This window comes from Novosphingobium aerophilum (assembly GCF_014230305.1).
GTDB lineage: Bacteria > Pseudomonadota > Alphaproteobacteria > Sphingomonadales > Sphingomonadaceae > Novosphingobium > Novosphingobium aerophilum.
Genome location: NZ_JACLAU010000004.1, coordinates 42898 through 59757, shown reverse-complemented (window position 1 = coordinate 59757; position 16860 = coordinate 42898). Strand labels below are relative to the sequence as shown.

The following is a 16860-nucleotide window of genomic DNA, read 5'->3' as shown; positions in this document are numbered from 1 at the left end:
GGTGCGCGAACCTAACCTTGTTGCGTGGTGAGCGCTTCGACGACCCGGCCCAGCCCCACCGAATTCGATCCCTTGACCAGCACGACGTCGCCATCGTTCAGGCCCAGCGCGGCGAGGATGTCGAGAGCCTCGGCCGCTGTCCGGCAATGGGCGAAGGGCATGGCTTTGCCAAGCGCGTTATCGCCCGATTTCCCCAGTTGCTCGGCCAGCGCGGCCATCTCCTCGCCGACCAGCACCGCCTGATCGACCCTGGCGGCAATCAGCGGCGCGGCCAGTTCGGCATGGAAGCGCGGACCATGCTCGCCCAGTTCCTTCATCGCCCCCAGCACCGCGATGCGCCGCCGCGCCGGGCTGTTGCCGAGCTGGGCCAGCGTGGCCTCCATCGAGGCCGGGTTCGCGTTGTAGCTTTCGTCGATGACCAGCGCGGTCCCGCCGGCGACGGGGACCACGTGCCGCGCGCCGCGCCCCTTCAGGCCCTCCAGCTCGGCCAGGGCCAGGCCCGCCGCACCCAGATCGCCCCCGACAGCGCGCACCGCAGCCATCACGGCCAGCGAATTGACCACCCAGTGATCTCCCGGCGAGGCGATGGTGTAGCACAGCCGGCGATCACCCATGTCGGCGGTCACCAGCGAACCGCCACCCGGGGCAGGCACGGCATCGAGCAGCCGAACGTCGGCCTCTGCCGACCGGCCGAACGACACCACCTGCGCCCGGACCAGCAGCGCCGCAGCGCGCAGCCGGGCGAAATGGGGGCTGTCGGCCGGAAGGATCGCCACGCCGCCAGGTTCGAGCCCGCGGACGATCTCGGCCTTGGCATCGGCAATCGCCTCGATCGAACCGAGGTTTTCGATATGCGCCGGAGCGATGGCGGTGATCATGGCGACGTTGGGCCGCACCTGCACCGTCAAGGCGGCGATTTCGCCGGCGTGGTTCATGCCCATCTCGTAAACGCCGAAAGTGCTGCCGGCCGGGGTGCGGGCCAGGCTGAGCGGAACGCCGACATGGTTGTTGTAGCTCTTGACCGAGCGGTGGGCCCGGCCGTGGCTCGCCCGGTCGAGCGCGGCGAACAGCGCTTCCTTGACGCTGGTCTTGCCGACCGATCCGGTCACCCCGATCACCCGGGCATCGGGCGCCAGGCGTGCGCGCGCCGCCGCACCCAGCGCCTCGAGCGCGCGGGTGGTATCGGCGACCAGCACGTGCGGCCAGGGCACCGGGCGATCGACCACGGCCGCCGCCGCCCCTTTGGCGAAGGCCCCCTCGAGGAAGCGGTGGCCGTCGGTGGTCTCGCCCTTCAGCGCGAAGAACAGATCCCCCTCGCGCACGTCGCGGCTGTCGATCTCGACTCCCGAAACCTGAAAGTCGCCGCTGGCCTGGCCGCCCGTTGCGGCGGCGATCTCGGCCGAAGTCCACAGGGCCAGCGGATAGGATTCGAAGGCCTCGACCGGCCAGTCGATCAGGGCTGCATGGGCATTCATGGCTGCGCGCACTCCCGTGCTACGGTGACGTCGTCGAAGGGCAGGACCCGCATCGCCTCGCCGCGGCCGATGATCTGGCCCTGTTCGTGCCCCTTGCCCGCGATCAGGACGATGTCGTCGCGGCCGGCCTCGGCCACGGCCGCGGCGATCGCCTCGCGCCGGCCCGCGATCTCGCGGGCACCGGGCGCGGCCGCCAGGATCGCGGCGCGGATCGCGGCCGGGTCCTCGCCGCGCGGATTGTCGTCCGTGACGATCGCCAGATCGGCCTGGTCGGCCGCGACCTTGCCCATCTCCGGGCGCTTGCCGGTATCGCGGTCGCCGCCTGCTCCGAACACCACGATCAGCCGCCCGCGGACGTGGGGGCGCAGGGCCGCAATGGCGGCGACGAGCCCGTCGGGCGTGTGGGCATAGTCGACATAGATCGGCGCGCCGGTGCGGGTTATCGCCGCCCGTTCGAGCCGTCCGCGCACCGGCTGGAGGCGCGACAGGCTTTCGAAGGTCCGCGCCGGATCGCCGCCCGTGGCCAGGACCAGCCCGGCCGCGACCAGCACGTTGGCGGCCTGATAGGCCCCGATCAGCGGCAGCTCGACCTTGAACGTGCGGTCCGCGCAGGCGATCTGGAGCGTCTGTCCGAGGTTGCCGGGAACCCGCGAGACCAGCCGGATGCCATCCCCCTTCTCGCCAACGCCCAGAACCCGCAGCCCGCGCGCCCGGGCCGTCGCCATGGCGCGATCGGACCACTCGTCGTCGGTCCAGATCACGGCCGTGCCATCGGCTGCGACCACTTCGGTGAACAGCCGCATCTTGGCCGCGAAATAGGCCTCCATCGTCCCGTGATAGTCGAGGTGGTCGCGGCTCAGGTTGGTGAAGGCCGCGGCCGCGACCCGCAGGCCCTCGTTGCGATACTGCGACAGGCCGTGGCTCGACGCCTCATAGGCGACGTGGCTCACGCCCTCGCGGGCGAGGCCGGCCATGTTGGCCAGGAAGGTGACGATGTCCGGGGTGGTCAGCCCGGTCGAGACGCTCTCGTCCGGGGTGGTGACGCCCAGGGTGCCGATCGACGCGGCGCGGTGCCCGGCCATGCGCCACAGCTGGCGGGTCATCTCGACGGTCGAGGTCTTGCCGTTGGTCCCGGTCACCGCGACGATGGTGTCCGGAATCGGGGTGAAGAACCCGGCCGCGAGGCGGGCGAAGGTCTGACGGGGCTGGTCGGACGCGATGTGGACCGCGCCATCGACCCGCGCCTCGGGCCGGGCGACCACGGCCACGGCCCCGCTGGCGACGGCGGCGGGAATGAAGTCCTCGCCGTTCACCGCCGAGCCCTGGAACGCGCCGAACACGGTGCCGGGAGCGACCTTGCGATGATCGATGGCGAAACCGGTGACGTTCTGCTCGGCCGCACCCGGCAGCCCGATCCCGGCCTCTGCGGCAAGGACACCCAGTTTCATTCACCTTCTCCGTTCGCGACCAGGGGGGACAGATCGGAGATGTCGATATCACGGGTCGCATCGGGCATCACCCCCAGCAGCGGCCCGATCCGGGGGACAACGCGGCCGACGATCGGGGCGGTGTTCCAGGCGGCGGTGCGCTGGCCCGAAGTGGCCTGGGTGCCCTGCGGCTCGTCGAGCATGGCGATCACCACGTAGCGCGGACGGTCCATCGGGAAAGCCGCGGCGAAGGTCGCGATCAGCGAGGTCTTGCGATAGCCGCCGGCCCCCGGCTTTTCGGCCGATCCGGTTTTCCCGCCGACGCGGTAGCCTGCCGCGTCGGCCTTCTTGCCGGTGCCGTCGACCACGATCATCCGCAGCAACTGGCGCATCCGCGCGCTGGTCGCGGCCTTGAACACGCGACGGCCCGCCGGAATCTGGTTCGGGGCAAGCTTGTGCAGCGTCGCGGGACGCCAGATCCCGCCGTTGACCAGCGCGGCATAGGCCGAGGCCAGGTGCAGCGGGGTGACGGCCAGGCCGTGCCCGTAGGACACGGTCATGGTGGTGATCCGCGCCCATTGCCCCTTCTCGCCGCGCGGCCACAGCGGGAAGCCCTTGGCCGGCAGTTCGATCTGCGGCCGGGCGTTCATCCCCAGCGATTCCATCACCGCCTTGAGCCGCAGCCCGCCGAGCTGGTCGGCGATCTGGGCGGTGACGATGTTGGACGAATGGATCAGCGCCTCCGGTACGTTGAGCGAGGCCCCGAAATTGTGGCTGTCGTGGATCTCGTACCCGCCGATCTTGAGCGGTGCGCCCGAGGGGTAGCGCCGCGACATGTCGGCGATCACCCCGGCGTCGATCGCGGCGGCGACGGTGATCGGCTTGAAGGTGGAGCCCAGTTCGTAGACCTGGTTGGTCACGCGGTTGAAGATGTTGCCGACATTGGCCTGGTCGATCAGGTTGGGATTGAACGAGGGCAGCGAGGCCAGGGCGACGATCTCGCCGCTGTCGACGTCGAGCACGATCCCGGCCGCGCCCTTGGCCGCGGACATCTGGATGCCGCGCATCAGCTCGTCCTCGAGCGCGCCCTGCACGCGGGTGTCGAGCGACAGCACCGCCGGATTGCCCCGGGTCGCGGGATCGGTCAGCGCCTTGTCGTAGACCTGCTCCATCCCGACATGGCCGCGCCCATCGGCCGAGACATAGCCGAGCACGTGCGCCGCCATCGAACCCTGCGGATAGTACCGCTCGTTCTCGCGCGGGAATTCGAGCGCGGGCTCCCCCAGGGCGTGGATGCGGTTGGCGTCCTCCGGCATGATCCGGCGGCGCAGGTATTGCGGCTTGCCCGAGGCCAGCTTGGCGGTCAGGGCGGCCAGGTCCTCGTCGGGGAAGATCCGCAGCAGGGCCGCGGCGACTTCGGCGGGCGACTTGACCAGGGCCGGACCATCGCCCAGCGCCCTGGGATTGAACCACAGCGAATAGGCGGGAAAGGCGCGGGCCAGCGGCACGCCGTTGCGATCGACGATCTCGCCGCGCGGCACCTGTCCATCGAACTCGGCCGTGCGGTCCGCGCCCTCTCCGGCCAGACCCAGCCAGGCGATCCGGCACAGCGCGACCACCCCGATGAAGGTGAACAGGGCGGCGACCAGGTAGACCCGCAGCTTGGCCACCAGCAGCGACCGCTGCCGGACGTTGACGAGCTGGACCCGTCCGGTCGAAATCGCGGTCGAGACGGTGATCGAGGTCATTCTTCCAGGGCCACCCGCGTGCTGCGGCCGGCAGCCTTCGCCGCCTTGGCCGGCTTTTCCACGTGCGACAGGCGCTCAACCGTCGCGGCCGGGCCGGCGATCGGCGTAACCCGCGCGATCCGCTGCGGACCCTGGCCCTTTTCCCCTTCGGCCCGGTGCGGGGTCTCGGCGGCCATGGCCTTGCCGGTCAGCGGATTGACCATGGCCGGAAAGCCGCTGTCCTCGGCCGGCGGCTCGGCCGCGGCGACCCGGATCATGTCGGGTGCGCCGGGGCCACGCGGCTTGCCCAGGGCAGCCAGCTGGCGTTCGCTCTCCAGATATTGCCCGGCGGTCGGCGCCTGATAGCCAAATTCCACATCGTTCAGCGCGGTCAGCTGCTGCTGGTTGGCGCGCGTCTCGAATTCGGTCTCGAGCAGGGTCTTCTCCTGCTTCAGCGCGGCGATCCGGCGCTCGGTCAGCCTGACCTGGCTCTTCACCGCATTGACCTTGAAGGTCAGGGCGATGGTCAGGGCAAAGCACACGACCAGGATCATGGCCCAACCGATCGACCTTGCGCGTGAGCGGGATAGCATCAGGCGGCCCTCCTGGCGGGTGCGGCGGTCCGCACGGCGGCACGCAGCGTGGCCGAACGGGAGCGCGGGTTGGCGGAGACTTCGTGGTCGGACGGACGGATCGCCTTGCTGACTGCCGCGAAGGTCGGCGCGAAAGCGGCGCGAGCGGCCGGGAGGTGGCGCGATCCGGTCGCGGTCGCCCCGCTCGCCTCGCGCAGGAACTGCTTGACGATGCGGTCTTCCAGGCTGTGGAAGCTGACCACCGCCAGGCGTCCGCCCTCGCCCAGCAGCGTTTCGGCCGCGGCCAGACCGGCGTGCAGCTCGTCCAGTTCGGCATTGACGTGGATCCGGATCGCCTGGAACGACCGGGTCGCCGGATCCTTCGGCGCGCCCGGCTTGTGGCCCAGGGCGCGGCGCACCACCGCGGCAAGCTGCCCGGTGGTGGTCAGCGGCCGCGCGGCGACAATCGCCCGGGCGACCCGACGCGACTGGCGCTCCTCGCCGTACTGATACAGCACGTCGGCGATCGCGCCCTCGGCGGCGGTGTTGAGGAAGTCAGCGGCGCTCTCGCCGTCCTGACCCATCCGCATGTCGAGCGGGCCGTCCGCGGCAAAGGCGAAGCCGCGCTGCGGCTGGTCGAGCTGCATCGAGGACACCCCGATGTCCATCACCACGCCATCGACCCGCGCCACGCCGGCCTCGGCCAGGCTGGCGACCATGTCCGAGAAGCGGCGCGGGTGCAGCACCAGGCGCGGCGGGTCCTCGCGCGTTTCCGGCCAGAGCGTGCCCGCGGCGATCGCGTCGGGATCGCGGTCGAAGGCATGGACCGTGGCCCCGGCGGCGAGCAGGCGGCGGGTGTAGCCCCCGGCGCCGAAGGTGGCGTCGACGATCACGTCACCCGGCTGCGGATTGAGCGCGGCAACCACCTCGTCGAGCAGCACGGGAATGTGAGCAGCCCCGACCGCGCTCATCGCTTGGCCTTTGCCAGGGCGTCTTCGGCCAGGTCCTCGCAGGCCAGTTGCGCGTGACGCCAGTCGGTCGGGTCGAGCGTCATCAGCTCGTCCGGATTGAAGATCAGGAACTCCGGCCCGGCCCCCTGAAAGTACAGGCGATCGGTGATGCGCGCGCCCTTGACGAAGCGCGCGGGGAGCACGAAGCGGCCGCTGTCGTCGAACGGCACCTTGAGGAAGCCGAACAACTGGGATGACCGCAACTGGCGATTGAACGGCTCGCCGCGGCGCAGCGCGTTCTCCTCCTCGCGGTCGAGCTGGAGATCGAGCTCGGCCTCGCGGCTGAGCCCGAAGGCGACCAGGCAGGTCAGCGTGGGGTGAAGCTGCAGGCACAGCTCCTTGCGACCGTCGCCCGATTCCTTGAGCGCCTTGCGGAAGTCCGGCGGCAGCACGAAGCGGTCCTTCTCGCCCTTCAGCGAGAAGCCCTGCCCGTTGTATCTGACGCGCCTGGTCTCCACCAGCCCCTGCCCCCACCCAGGGTTGATCCGAACACGGCCTCAAAAAGGAGCCTCACGCCGACGTGCGCTGGGACGCTGCCGGCCGTGCCGCCCGCCGAAACGGGCTCCTTCCTGTCCGATGGACCATATCCATAACCCGCATGCCGCGGGGTGGGAAGGTGTTTTTGCGGGAAAACGCGGGAAAACGCGTTCGAGTGATGGCTTATCAAGGATTTCCGTCACTTGCGTAGGGCACACGGCCGCTGCGACGCCACCGCACCGCCCAGAATAATCTTCGATATTTCTGATATTTAGCCGATACGGAAAACCCGATCCCGCATTTTCCCCGAATCTCCGCGCGGACGCGACGAGACCCGGCGCCCAGGCCGGGGAACGGAGAATCGGGGGCTCAGCGGGGAATCAGCGGACCGGAGTCGGCGTGCCGGATTCGGTGGGGCGGGCCGCCTCGGGCGAGGGCACCACACCGATGTCGGCCAAGGGATCGCCCTTGGCCGCGGGACTGGGTGCGCGGGCGCCCGGCGCCGGGACGACAGCCCCCTCGGCCATGCGGGCGCGATCCATGATGATGTTGGCCAATCCGACCAGCAGCAGCATCAGGCAGAGCCCCAGCAGGCCCACCTGCAGCCGGTGAATGGCCTGGGCGCGCAGCTCACGCGCGGTCGGCGGCATGAACACCTGCGGTCCGCTGCTGCCCGGGACCGAACCCTGGGGCTCGCGGGAAGGGCTGTTGGGCTTGGAGGCCATCGGGGCCAAGAGATAGTCGCAGTGGCGACGATCTGCAACCGGGGCGCACCGGGCCGTCGCGGCCGCGGGGTTCCAGGCCAGATCCGGGCCGGCCGCTCAGGGTGGGGAGCGGATGTTCTTCGATCCTCCCCCAGCGGGGGAGGGGGACCACCGAAGGTGGTGGAGGGGCACCCCGCCTTGACCAACTGCCGCGCCCCAAGGAGAGTGCCCCTCCACCATCCTGCGGATGGTCCCCCTCCCCGTGCCGGGGAGGAAGCAAAGGGCCGTTGAGCGCAATCGGTCGTTGAAATCTGTCCACGCAGCACACCCCTCGTCGTCCCGGGCTTGCCTGCCCTGACGCAGGTCAGGGACCCGGGACAGGGCTGTTCTTTCCCCACTGTCGCCACGCCAGCACTGCCCCGGGTCAAGGCCGGGGTGACGAGGGAGGGGGTATGCGTGATGGCCGTGTGAGGTGGGGAGCTGCCGTTCATCGATCCTCCCCTGTTTCATCCGCAGGATGCAACGGGGGAGGTGTCAGACGGCGAATGCCGGCTGACGGAGGGGGCCGGTTGCGGTCCCCCTCCACCCCGCTGCCTGCGGCAGCGCGGTCCCCCTCCCCCGTTGTGCTGCGCAAAACGGGGGAGGATCGGAATGCCCGCAACCGGGCGCCACCCGTCCTCGGCTGCCGCCCCGGCCCTACCCCTCACAGACGCCCTGTCCTTTTCGGCGCGTTGGGGGCAGCCGGTTACGCGAACGCTTCACCCGGCCGGGGCCGCGCTCCCGCTGAGCCAGGGAAACACCGGCAGGCCCTTCGCCCGCAGCCAGTCAGGATTGTAGAGCGTGGAAAGATAGCGGAAGCCGGTGTCGCAGAGGATCGTGGCGACGCGGCTGCCCTTCCCGAGCTGCCGGCCGAGCGCGACCGCGCCGGCCACGTTGATCCCGGACGACAGGCCCAGGCAGAGCCCTTCCTCCTGCAGCAGGCGGGTGACCCATTCCAGTCCTTCCTCGTCCGAGATGCGGAACTGGGTGTCGACCGGCGCGCCTTCCAGGTTGGCGGTGATCCGGCCCTGGCCGATCCCTTCGGCGACCGAACTGCCCTCGGCGCTCAGCTCGCCATGGGCGAAGTAGTTGTACAGCGCGGCACCGTGCGGATCGGTCAGCGCGATCGTGACATTGGGATCGAAGGCCTTCAGCCCCATCCCCACCCCGGCGAGCGTCCCGCCGGTGCCCGCCGCGCAGGTGAACCCGTCGATGCGGCCTTCGAGCTGGGCCCAGAGCTCGGGCGCGGTGCCTTCGATATGGGCCTTGCGGTTGGCGATGTTGTCGAACTGGTTGGCCCAGATCGCGCCCTCGGTCTCCTCGGCCAGGCGGCGCGAGGTGTGGACGAAGTGCCCGGGGTTGGAAAACGGCGCGGCCGGAACCAGGACAAGCTCGGCCCGCAGCGCGCGCAGCGTGTCCATCTTCTCGCGCGACTGGGTCTCGGGCATGACGATGATCGTCCTGTACCCGCGCGCATTGGCGACCAGGGCCAGGCCGATGCCGGTGTTGCCGGCCGTGCCTTCGACAATGGTCCCGCCGGGCTGCAGCGCGCCCCGCGCCTCGGCATCGCGGACGATCCACAGGGCAGCCCGGTCCTTGACCGAGGCGCCGGGATTGGCGAACTCGCACTTGCCCCAGATCTCGCACCCGGCGGCCTCGCTGGGGCCGCGCAGGAGGACAAGGGGGGTGTTGCCGATAAGGTCGAGGGTCGAGCGAACCGCAGGATTGGTCATGCAGCAGACCTAGGCGGCCCCGCCCGGAATCTCAATCCTCGGGCGCGATCGTCACGCGCAGCCCGTCGAGCGCGGGGCTCACGGTGACCTGGCACGACAGGCGCGAGGTTTCGTTGCGATGGTCCGAGCTGTCGAGCAGGTCGTCCTCGTCGGGGCTGATCGCCGGAAGGCTGCCAGCCATCGCCGGATCGACGTAGACGTGGCAGGTGGCGCACGAACAGCAACCGCCGCAAAGCGCCAGCAGTTCGTCAAAGCCGTTGTCGCGGATCGCTTCCATCACCGACACGCCGTCGGCAACCTCGATTTCCTTCTCGTTGCCGCTGCGGTCAACGATCACCAGCTTCGTCATTCGACAACTCCCACTCGATCCGGCGCAGGCCCAGAATTCCAGGCGCGGGTTTCGGAGCGGGCTGCTAATCCCTATGCAGGGGCTTGGCAAGCCGCAGGAGCGCGACCAAGCATGGGACTTTCCGCCGATCAGTTGCGCGATGGGCTTGACGCCCTCGCCGCCCGCGAACCGCGCCTGGGCGCAGCCCTGGAACGGGTCGGCTACCCCGAGCCGCGCATCCGCCCGCCCGGCTGGCAGACCATGCTGCGCACGATCGTCGGCCAGCAGGTTAGCGTGGCCGCCGCCGCCTCGATGTGGCGCAAGCTGGAGGCGGCGCTGGGCGAGACCTTCGAACCCGAACACCTGCTCAGCAAGGATTTCGACGAATTGCGCGCCTGCGGCCTGTCGCGCCAGAAGCAGGCCTATGCCCGCAGCCTGTGCGAGCTGACGGTCAGCGGGGAGCTGTGCTTCGCCAGCCTGCCCGCGGACGACGAGGAGGCCATCGCCCAACTGACCCGGATCAAGGGCATCGGGCGCTGGTCCGCCGAGATCTATCTGCTGTTCGCCGAAGGCCGTCCGGACATCTGGCCGGCCGGCGACCTCGCCGTCCAGGCCGGCCTGCACCGCATCCTGGGCCTGGACGAGCGGCCATCGGAGAAGGAGACCCGAGCCCTGGCGGAAGCCTGGCGCCCCCACCGCGGGGCGGCGGCGATCTTCACCTGGCACTGCTACAACAACGCGGCGCTGTAGGCCGGGTTGATGAATGGCTGGAGCGGGTTGGGAGAGGACATAGCCCTCTCCCCTTCAGGGGAGAGGGTTGGGAGAGGGGCCGGCGCGCATCACCGGCCCAAGACCAATTCGCACGCCCGCACATTGGCGCATCGCTAAAGCCATCGTCGCCCCGGGCTTGCCTGCCCTGACGCCGGTCAGGGACCCGGGACAAAGCGGTTCTTGCCCAGCCATCGCCACGCAAGCCCTGCCCCGGATCAAGTCCGGGACGACGATCAGGGGTGAGGTGATGTCCGTGCAGGGTGGGAAGCGGACGCTTTTCGATCCTCCCCTGTTTCATCCGCAGGATGCAACGGGGGAGGTGTCGGACGGCGAATGCCGGCTGACGGAGGGGGCCGGTTGCTGTCCCCCTCCACCCCGCTGCCTGCGGCAGCGCGGTCCCCCTCCCCCGTTGTGCTGCGCAAAACGGGGGAGGATCGGAAGGTCCATTCCCGGCCGCAATCGGCCGTTCGAAAGTGTCCTCCCGGCTCCGCCCTCCGCGCCCCGTTGACCCGCCCCGCCCGGCGCTCCATCGCTCCGTGCTGCTTATCCCGCGGATCGAGGGCCCCTGCCATGACCACCCCCGCCGGCCATACCGCGACCATCCTGCTGCTCGGCTCGGGCGAGCTGGGGCGGGAGTTCGTCATTTCGGCCAAGCGGCTGGGCGCGCGGGTGATTGCCTGCGATGCCTATGCCAACGCCCCGGCCATGCAGGTGGCCGATGCCTGCGAGGTCTTCTCCATGCTGGACGGCGAGGCCCTGGCGGCCGCGATCCGCCAGCACGCGCCGGACTTCGTCGTGCCCGAGGTCGAGGCCATCCGCACCGAGGTGCTGGCCGAGTTCGAGGCGGCCGGGACCAACGTGGTCCCCTCGGCCCGCGCGACGATCATGACGATGAACCGCGACCGCATCCGCGAGGTGGCGGCGGTCGAGCTGGGGCTGCGCACCTCGCGCTACCGCTATGCCGAGAGCCTGGCCGAGGTGGAGGCGGCGGTCGCCCACACCGGGCTGCCCTGCGTGATCAAGCCGGTGATGAGCTCGTCCGGCAAGGGCCAGTCGACCGTGCGCGAGGCGGGTGCGGTCGAGGCGGCCTGGGACTATGCCGTGGCCAACATGCGCGGCGACCGCGCCCGGGTGATCGTCGAGGAGTTCATTCCCTTCGACTACGAGATCACCCTGCTGACCGTGCGCAGCCGCGAGGGCGTGACCTTCTGCCCGCCGATCGGCCATCGCCAGGAGCGCGGTGACTACCAGGAATCCTGGCAGCCCGCGGCCATGTCCGCCCAGGCCCTGGCCGACGCCCAGGCCATGGCGCGCAAGGTGGTGGACAACCTGGGCGGCTATGGCCTGTTCGGGGTCGAGTTCTTCGTGCGGGGCGAGGACGTGATCTTTTCCGAGCTGTCCCCGCGCCCGCACGACACCGGCATGGTCACGCTGATTTCGCAGAACCTGACCGAGTTCGATCTGCACGCCCGCGCCGTGCTGGGCCTGCCGGTGCCGGCGGTGGAGCTGTACGGCCCGGCGGCCTCGGCGGTGATCCTGGCTGACCGCGACAGCTCGGCCTTCGGCTTTTCGGGCCAGGCCGATGCGCTGGCCACTCCGGGCGGGGCGGTGGACCTGCGGATCTTCGCCAAGCCGACCACCCGGCCCTATCGTCGCATGGGGGTCGCGCTGGCCCGCGCCGGGGATACGGACGAAGCGCGGCGGATTGCCGCCGAGGCGGCGGGCAAGGTGCGGATCGACTACCGCTGAGCCGCAGCGGCTCCGGCCGCCTGTTCGGCCTGCCGTTCCTGCCGCGCCGCGATCGCCTCTTCCAGCAGGAAGCTCTTGCGCTGCGGGGTGGGCATGTGATCGCCATAAAGGCCCAGCAGCCGCGAGATCGGCCCGCGCGCGCGCGCGCCGATCACCTCGATCGCCCGGGCCGCGGCATTGGGATCGAACCCGGCCCGCAGCGAGAGCCTGACCCCCAGCGCATCGGCATCGCGTTCCATCCGCGCACGCGTGGTGGAATCCGTGTTTTCCTTGCTGTGGCCCAGAATGACGTGCGCCATTTCATGGGCGATCACCGAGGCCAGTTGATCGTCCTGCGGCAGGGCCTCTTCCAGCCCGCTGTTGATGAAGGCCATGCCGGATGAGGCGCTGGCGTTGGGCTTGACCTGCGCCACCAGGCGCACCGGGATGGCGCAGCCCATGTCGCCGGTCAGGGTCACGGTCAGCGGGGTGCCATTGCGATCGATGCGCAATTCCAGCCGGTTGAGCTCGGGCTGGGCCTGCTCCGCCCGCAGGAAGGTGGTGGCGAACCCGGGACCGGTCCAGTCGTGGCCGTTGACCGCCATGATCCGGTCCTGCACGCGCAGCCCGGCCCGGCCGGCCGGACTGACGGGGACGACCTGGGTCACGCCGAAGCCGTCGGGCTCGACCGGCTGCCCCGACGGGAGCGGGGGAGCCCCGGGGGCACGCTTGCGATAAGCGGTCAGGCCGAAGTCCCAGCGCCGGCGGGGGCACTTGTCGGCATTGGCCACCAGCAATTGCCGGGCCAGCCGGGCGACGCGGGCGGATGGCGCCTCGCCGTCCGAACCGGCGGTGGCTGCGGTCGGGGCGGCGGCGCCATCCGCCTGGGCGGCGCGGGCCGATGACAGGGGCACCAGCGCCGCGATGCAGCCACAGACCGGCAGGACAAGCCGCAAGACAACCATGATTTCTCCCGTCGGACCCGTGGGCGTTCTTGCCAGGGGCTACTGTATGGCGGCTTAACCGCGCCTTCTTGGCAGCCCCGGGAGGATCGCCTAAGCCGCCCTTCATGCCTGTTTGCCACCTTTCCGCCACCGCGCTGGCCTGCCGCCGGGGGGATCGCGTGCTGTTCCGGGGGCTCGACCTGACGCTGCAGGCCGGACAGGCCTGCCAGGTGGCCGGAGCGAACGGGATCGGCAAGTCCAGCCTGATCCGCCTGCTCGCCGGCCTGGCCGAGCCCTTCGCCGGCACGGTCGAGCGGCACGGCGAGGCCGGCCTGGTGGACGAGCGGCCCGGGCTCGACCCCCACCTCCCGCTGGGCCGTGCCCTGGCCTTCTGGGAGCGGTTCGACGGGCGCAGCGCCGAGGCGGTCGGCCGGCTCGGACTGGGCGACCTGGCCGACGTGCCGGTGCGGTTCCTGTCGACCGGCCAGAAGAAGCGCGCCGCCCTGGCCCGGCTGATCGCGCAAGGCGCGCCGGTCTGGCTGCTCGACGAGCCGCTCAACGGGCTCGACGTCGATGCCGTCGCGCTGGTCGAGACGATCGTGGCCGAGCATTGCGCGGCGGGGGGGCTGGCGGTGGTCGCCTCGCACCAGCCGATCGCCCTGCCCGGCGCGCAGCGGATCGAACTGCGGGATTTCGCGGCATGAGCGCGCCGTCGTCGGCACCCACACTGGCCCGACGCCTCGCCGCCTTGCTGCGCCGCGATCTGGCGCTGCTGCTGCTGGGCGGGCGACGTGGCGGGGCCATGCTGCCGCTGTTGTTCTTCGTCGCCGTCGCCATGCTGTTCCCCTTCGCGGTCGGTCCCGACGCGCAGGTGCTCGCCCGCACCGGCGGCGGGGTGATCTGGGTTGCCGCGCTGCTCGCCGCGATCCTCCCGCTCGACCGCCTGGTCGAGCCCGATCTGGAGCTCGGCCTGTTCGATCAGTGGGCGCTGCGCGGCCTGGCCGAGGAATGGATCATGGCGGTGCGCGTGATCGCCCACTGGCTGAGCTTCGGCCCCCCGCTGATGCTGGCCGCCCTGCCCGCCTCGGCGCTGCTGGGGATCGGTGCCGAGACGCTGCGCACGGTCGAGCTGGGCTTGCTGGTCGGCACGCCCGGGCTGGCGGCAATCGGCGTGATGGTCGCGGCCCTCACCGCCGGGCTGCGCGGCGGCGCGGCCCTGGCGGGGCTGCTGGTGATCCCGCTCGCCGTGCCGCTGCTGGTGTTCGGGGCGGGCAGCCTGGCCCCCGGCGGCGAGACCGGCATCGCCCTGACCGCGGCGGTCAGCCTGGTCCTGCTGGCGATCGCCCCGTTCGCCGGAGGTGCTGCGGTGCGGGCGGCAAGGGCCTGAGGGTTCGCGCCAAGTTTTCAGAGCGTTTAGAGGTTTCTTTTGGTTCGCGCAGAGGCGCAGAGGCGCGGAGTGGTAGCGCCTGACCTCCGCGAAGCGGCTTCAATGGGCCTTTCCGCCTGGGGTGGTCACTGACTTGCAAGCGACTTCGTCGCGGGGGCTACATCTCCGCGCCTCTGCGCCTCTGCGCGAACCGAAAATCAGTAAGGCGGCTTGTGCAGGCCCGTCGGGCTGAGCGTGAAGATCTCGCAGCCGTCCTCGGTGATGCCGATCGAATGCTCGAACTGCGCCGAGAGCGAGCGGTCGCGGGTCACCGCGGTCCAGCCGTCGTCGAGCATCTTCACCCCCGGCTTGCCCAGGTTGATCATCGGTTCGATGGTGAAGAACATGCCCGGGACCAGCTCCGGCCCGGTGCCGGCGCGGGCGGCGTGGACCACCTCGGGTGCATCGTGGAACAGACGGCCCAGTCCATGCCCGCAAAACTCGCGCACCACGCCATAGCGGTGCGCCTCGGCATGCCGCTGGATCACGGCGCCGATGTCACCCAGGCGCTTGCCGGGCTTGGCCTGTTCGATCCCCAGCATCAGGCACTCGTAAGTCACCTCGACCAACCGGCGGGCCTTCAGCGGCACGTCGCCGACCAGGTACATGCGGCTGGAATCCCCGTGCCAGCCATCCAGCAGCGGGGTGACGTCGATGTTGACGATGTCCCCGTCGCGCAGAACCTTGTCCCCGGGAATGCCGTGGCAGATCACGTTGTTGATCGACGTGCAGCACGAATGGGCATAACCCCGGTAGCCCAGCGTGGCGGGGATCGCCCCGCCATCGAGCGTCATCTGCCGGACGAAGTCATCGATCGCGCCGGTGGTCACCCCGGGCTGGACGAACGGCACCAGCGCATCGAGGATCTCGGCCGCCAGCCGGCCGGCGCGGCGCATGCCCTCGAAGGCCTCCGGGCCATGCAGCTTGATCGTGCCGTCGCGCAGGACGGTCTCATCGGCGGTGACGGTCTGGTACTGGGTCATCCCCGGCATCTAGCGCTTCCCGGCCCGATTTGCGAGACGTTCTCAAGGGTTGCCTCGCGTTTTTCCTCTCGCATCGCCGATCGGGCTGGGCCAAGGTGCCGCGCGCATGACCGACAAGCACGATCTGATCCAGCCCGACCGCGGCCAGCCGGCCACGGCCCTCCACCTCGTCAGCAAGGATGGCTTCGCCGATTGGGCCAAGCGCCTCAACGCCGGCCAGCGCGCGGCCCTGGCTGCGCAGAAGTTCGAGGGTGCGGGCTACGAGACCGCGATCGTGCCCGATGGCGACGGCTGGTTCGCGGTGGGCGGCGTGGCCAACCCGGGCGCGCTGTCGAGCTGGTGCCTGGCCAGGCTGGCCGAAGTCCTGCCGGCGGGAACCTATCGGCTGGAGGAGGATGCCCCGGGACCGGCGCTGCTCGGCTGGGTCACGGCGCAGTATCGCTTCGACCGCTACCGCAGCGAGGCGCCGGACGAGGCGCCCCGGGTGCTGGTGACCAAGGAGGTCAAGGCGATCGCGCCCGCGCTGGCCGAGGCCGCCGCCACCGAACTGGTCCGCGATCTGGTCAACACGCCGGCCGAGGACATGGGCCCGGCCGAGCTCGAGGCCGTCGCCACGGCGCTGGCCAAGGCCCACCGGGCCGAACTCCACGTGACCAAGGGCGATCTGCTGGAGCGCGACTATCCGATGGTCCACATGGTCGGCCGCGCCGCCGGCCGGGCCCATGCGCCGCGCCTGATCGAGCTGGAATGGGGCGATCCGACCCATCCCCGCGTGGCGGTGATCGGCAAGGGGGTCTGTTTCGATTCGGGCGGGCTGGACATCAAGCCCAGCTCGGCGATGCTGCTGATGAAGAAGGACATGGGCGGCGCCGCCCATGCCCTGGCCCTGGCCCAGTTGATCATGCAGGCGGCCCTGCCGATCCGCCTGCACCTGCTGATCCCGGCGGTGGAGAATGCGATCTCCGGCAATGCCTTCCGCCCCGGCGACGTGCTGCGCAGCCGGGCCGGCCTGTCGGTGGAGATCGGCAACACCGATGCCGAGGGCCGGCTGGTCCTGGGCGACGCGCTGGCCCGCGCGGGGGAACTCAAGCCCGCGCTGGTGATCGATTTCGCCACCCTGACCGGTGCGGCCAGGGTCGCCCTCGGGCCGGACCTGCCCGCCATGTTCGCCCGCCAGGACGCCACGGCCGAAGCCCTGCTGGCGGCCGGCACCGCCTGCGACGATCCGTGCTGGCGGCTGCCGCTGTGGTCCGGCTATCGCGATTACCTGAAATCCGACGTGGCCGATCTGAACAATTCGCCCAGCAACGGCTTCGCCGGGACCATCGCGGCGGCCCTGTTCCTTGACCGGTTCGTGCCGGACGGGGTCGACTGGGCCCATTTCGACACCTTCGCCTGGCGCCCGGTGGCCAAGCCCGGCCGGCCCAAGGGGGGCGAGGCCCTGGGCCTGCGCGCCGCCTGGCATATGCTGCGGGGCCGCTTTGGGGCCTGAGCGGAGCCATCGGCCGGGTTCGGC

The 16860-nt window shown here is 70.6% G+C and carries 16 protein-coding genes; 5 read left to right on the top strand and 11 right to left on the bottom strand.

From position 1 onward, the window contains the following. Nucleotides 1–11 precede the first annotated feature (11 nt). From H7F49_RS04650 to H7F49_RS04610, 9 genes are all read right to left on the bottom strand, one after another. Nucleotides 12–1475 carry a UDP-N-acetylmuramoyl-tripeptide--D-alanyl-D-alanine ligase gene (locus H7F49_RS04650; protein WP_185682409.1) on the bottom strand — a complete coding sequence of 488 codons (1464 nt, stop codon included), beginning with the start codon at nt 1473–1475 and terminating at the stop codon, nt 12–14. Then, nucleotides 1472–2923, bottom strand: a complete 1452-nt coding sequence (locus H7F49_RS04645) for a UDP-N-acetylmuramoyl-L-alanyl-D-glutamate--2,6-diaminopimelate ligase (RefSeq protein WP_185682408.1) — start codon at nt 2921–2923, stop codon at nt 1472–1474. The genes H7F49_RS04650 and H7F49_RS04645 overlap by 4 nt, the downstream gene beginning before the upstream one ends. Next, nucleotides 2920–4650, bottom strand: coding sequence for a peptidoglycan D,D-transpeptidase FtsI family protein (locus tag H7F49_RS04640; RefSeq protein ID WP_185682407.1), 1731 nt, complete (start codon nt 4648–4650; stop codon nt 2920–2922). The genes H7F49_RS04645 and H7F49_RS04640 overlap by 4 nt, the downstream gene beginning before the upstream one ends. Next, on the bottom strand, nt 4647–5183 hold the full coding sequence (locus H7F49_RS04635) for a hypothetical protein (RefSeq protein ID WP_235981842.1): 537 nt from the start codon (nt 5181–5183) through the stop codon (nt 4647–4649). The genes H7F49_RS04640 and H7F49_RS04635 overlap by 4 nt, the downstream gene beginning before the upstream one ends. 38 nt (nt 5184–5221) lie before the next feature. Then, on the bottom strand, nt 5222–6172 hold the full coding sequence (gene rsmH, locus H7F49_RS04630) for a 16S rRNA (cytosine(1402)-N(4))-methyltransferase RsmH (protein ID WP_185682405.1): 951 nt from the start codon (nt 6170–6172) through the stop codon (nt 5222–5224). Further along, nucleotides 6169–6669 carry a division/cell wall cluster transcriptional repressor MraZ gene (locus H7F49_RS04625; protein ID WP_328806516.1) on the bottom strand — a complete coding sequence of 167 codons (501 nt, stop codon included), beginning with the start codon at nt 6667–6669 and terminating at the stop codon, nt 6169–6171. The genes rsmH and H7F49_RS04625 overlap by 4 nt, the downstream gene beginning before the upstream one ends. Before the next feature lie 399 nt (nt 6670–7068). After that, complete coding sequence (locus H7F49_RS04620; RefSeq protein WP_235981841.1) at nt 7069–7413, bottom strand: hypothetical protein; 345 nt, start codon at nt 7411–7413, stop codon at nt 7069–7071. A 737-nt stretch (nt 7414–8150) separates the two neighbouring features. Beyond that, on the bottom strand, nt 8151–9164 hold the full coding sequence (locus H7F49_RS04615) for a cysteine synthase A (RefSeq protein WP_185682404.1): 1014 nt from the start codon (nt 9162–9164) through the stop codon (nt 8151–8153). 31 nt (nt 9165–9195) lie between these two features. Further along, complete coding sequence (locus tag H7F49_RS04610; RefSeq protein WP_185682403.1) at nt 9196–9513, bottom strand: 2Fe-2S iron-sulfur cluster-binding protein; 318 nt, start codon at nt 9511–9513, stop codon at nt 9196–9198. Between the two features lie 111 nt (nt 9514–9624). Here H7F49_RS04610 and H7F49_RS04605 point away from each other — a divergent pair, with 111 nt between their 5' ends. Both H7F49_RS04605 and purT read left to right on the top strand, forming a co-directional pair. Continuing rightward, nucleotides 9625–10242: a DNA-3-methyladenine glycosylase family protein gene (locus H7F49_RS04605; protein WP_185682402.1), complete on the top strand. Its 618-nt coding sequence runs from the start codon at nt 9625–9627 to the stop codon at nt 10240–10242. A 591-nt stretch (nt 10243–10833) separates the two neighbouring features. Then, on the top strand, nt 10834–12012 hold the full coding sequence (purT, locus tag H7F49_RS04600) for a formate-dependent phosphoribosylglycinamide formyltransferase (RefSeq protein ID WP_185682401.1): 1179 nt from the start codon (nt 10834–10836) through the stop codon (nt 12010–12012). On the opposite strand, the gene H7F49_RS04595 is transcribed toward purT, so the two are convergent. Then, entirely contained in the window at nt 12003–12956 is a 954-nt protein-coding gene (locus H7F49_RS04595) for a M48 family metallopeptidase (protein ID WP_185682400.1), read from the bottom strand. The genes purT and H7F49_RS04595 overlap by 10 nt on opposite strands. A gap of 104 nt (nt 12957–13060) precedes the next feature. On the opposite strand from H7F49_RS04595, the gene ccmA reads away from it, so the two are divergent. Next, complete coding sequence (ccmA, locus tag H7F49_RS04590; protein WP_185682399.1) at nt 13061–13639, top strand: heme ABC exporter ATP-binding protein CcmA; 579 nt, start codon at nt 13061–13063, stop codon at nt 13637–13639. Beyond that, nucleotides 13636–14322 carry a heme exporter protein CcmB gene (locus H7F49_RS04585; RefSeq protein WP_185682398.1) on the top strand — a complete coding sequence of 229 codons (687 nt, stop codon included), beginning with the start codon at nt 13636–13638 and terminating at the stop codon, nt 14320–14322. Before ccmA ends, H7F49_RS04585 begins: the two co-directional genes overlap by 4 nt. 197 nt (nt 14323–14519) lie before the next feature. On the opposite strand, the gene map is transcribed toward H7F49_RS04585, so the two are convergent. Continuing rightward, nucleotides 14520–15344 carry a type I methionyl aminopeptidase gene (gene map, locus H7F49_RS04580; RefSeq protein ID WP_185682521.1) on the bottom strand — a complete coding sequence of 275 codons (825 nt, stop codon included), beginning with the start codon at nt 15342–15344 and terminating at the stop codon, nt 14520–14522. A 106-nt stretch (nt 15345–15450) separates the two neighbouring features. On the opposite strand from map, the gene H7F49_RS04575 reads away from it, so the two are divergent. After that, nucleotides 15451–16836 carry a leucyl aminopeptidase family protein gene (locus H7F49_RS04575; RefSeq protein ID WP_185682397.1) on the top strand — a complete coding sequence of 462 codons (1386 nt, stop codon included), beginning with the start codon at nt 15451–15453 and terminating at the stop codon, nt 16834–16836. Nucleotides 16837–16860: the final 24 nt, after the last annotated feature.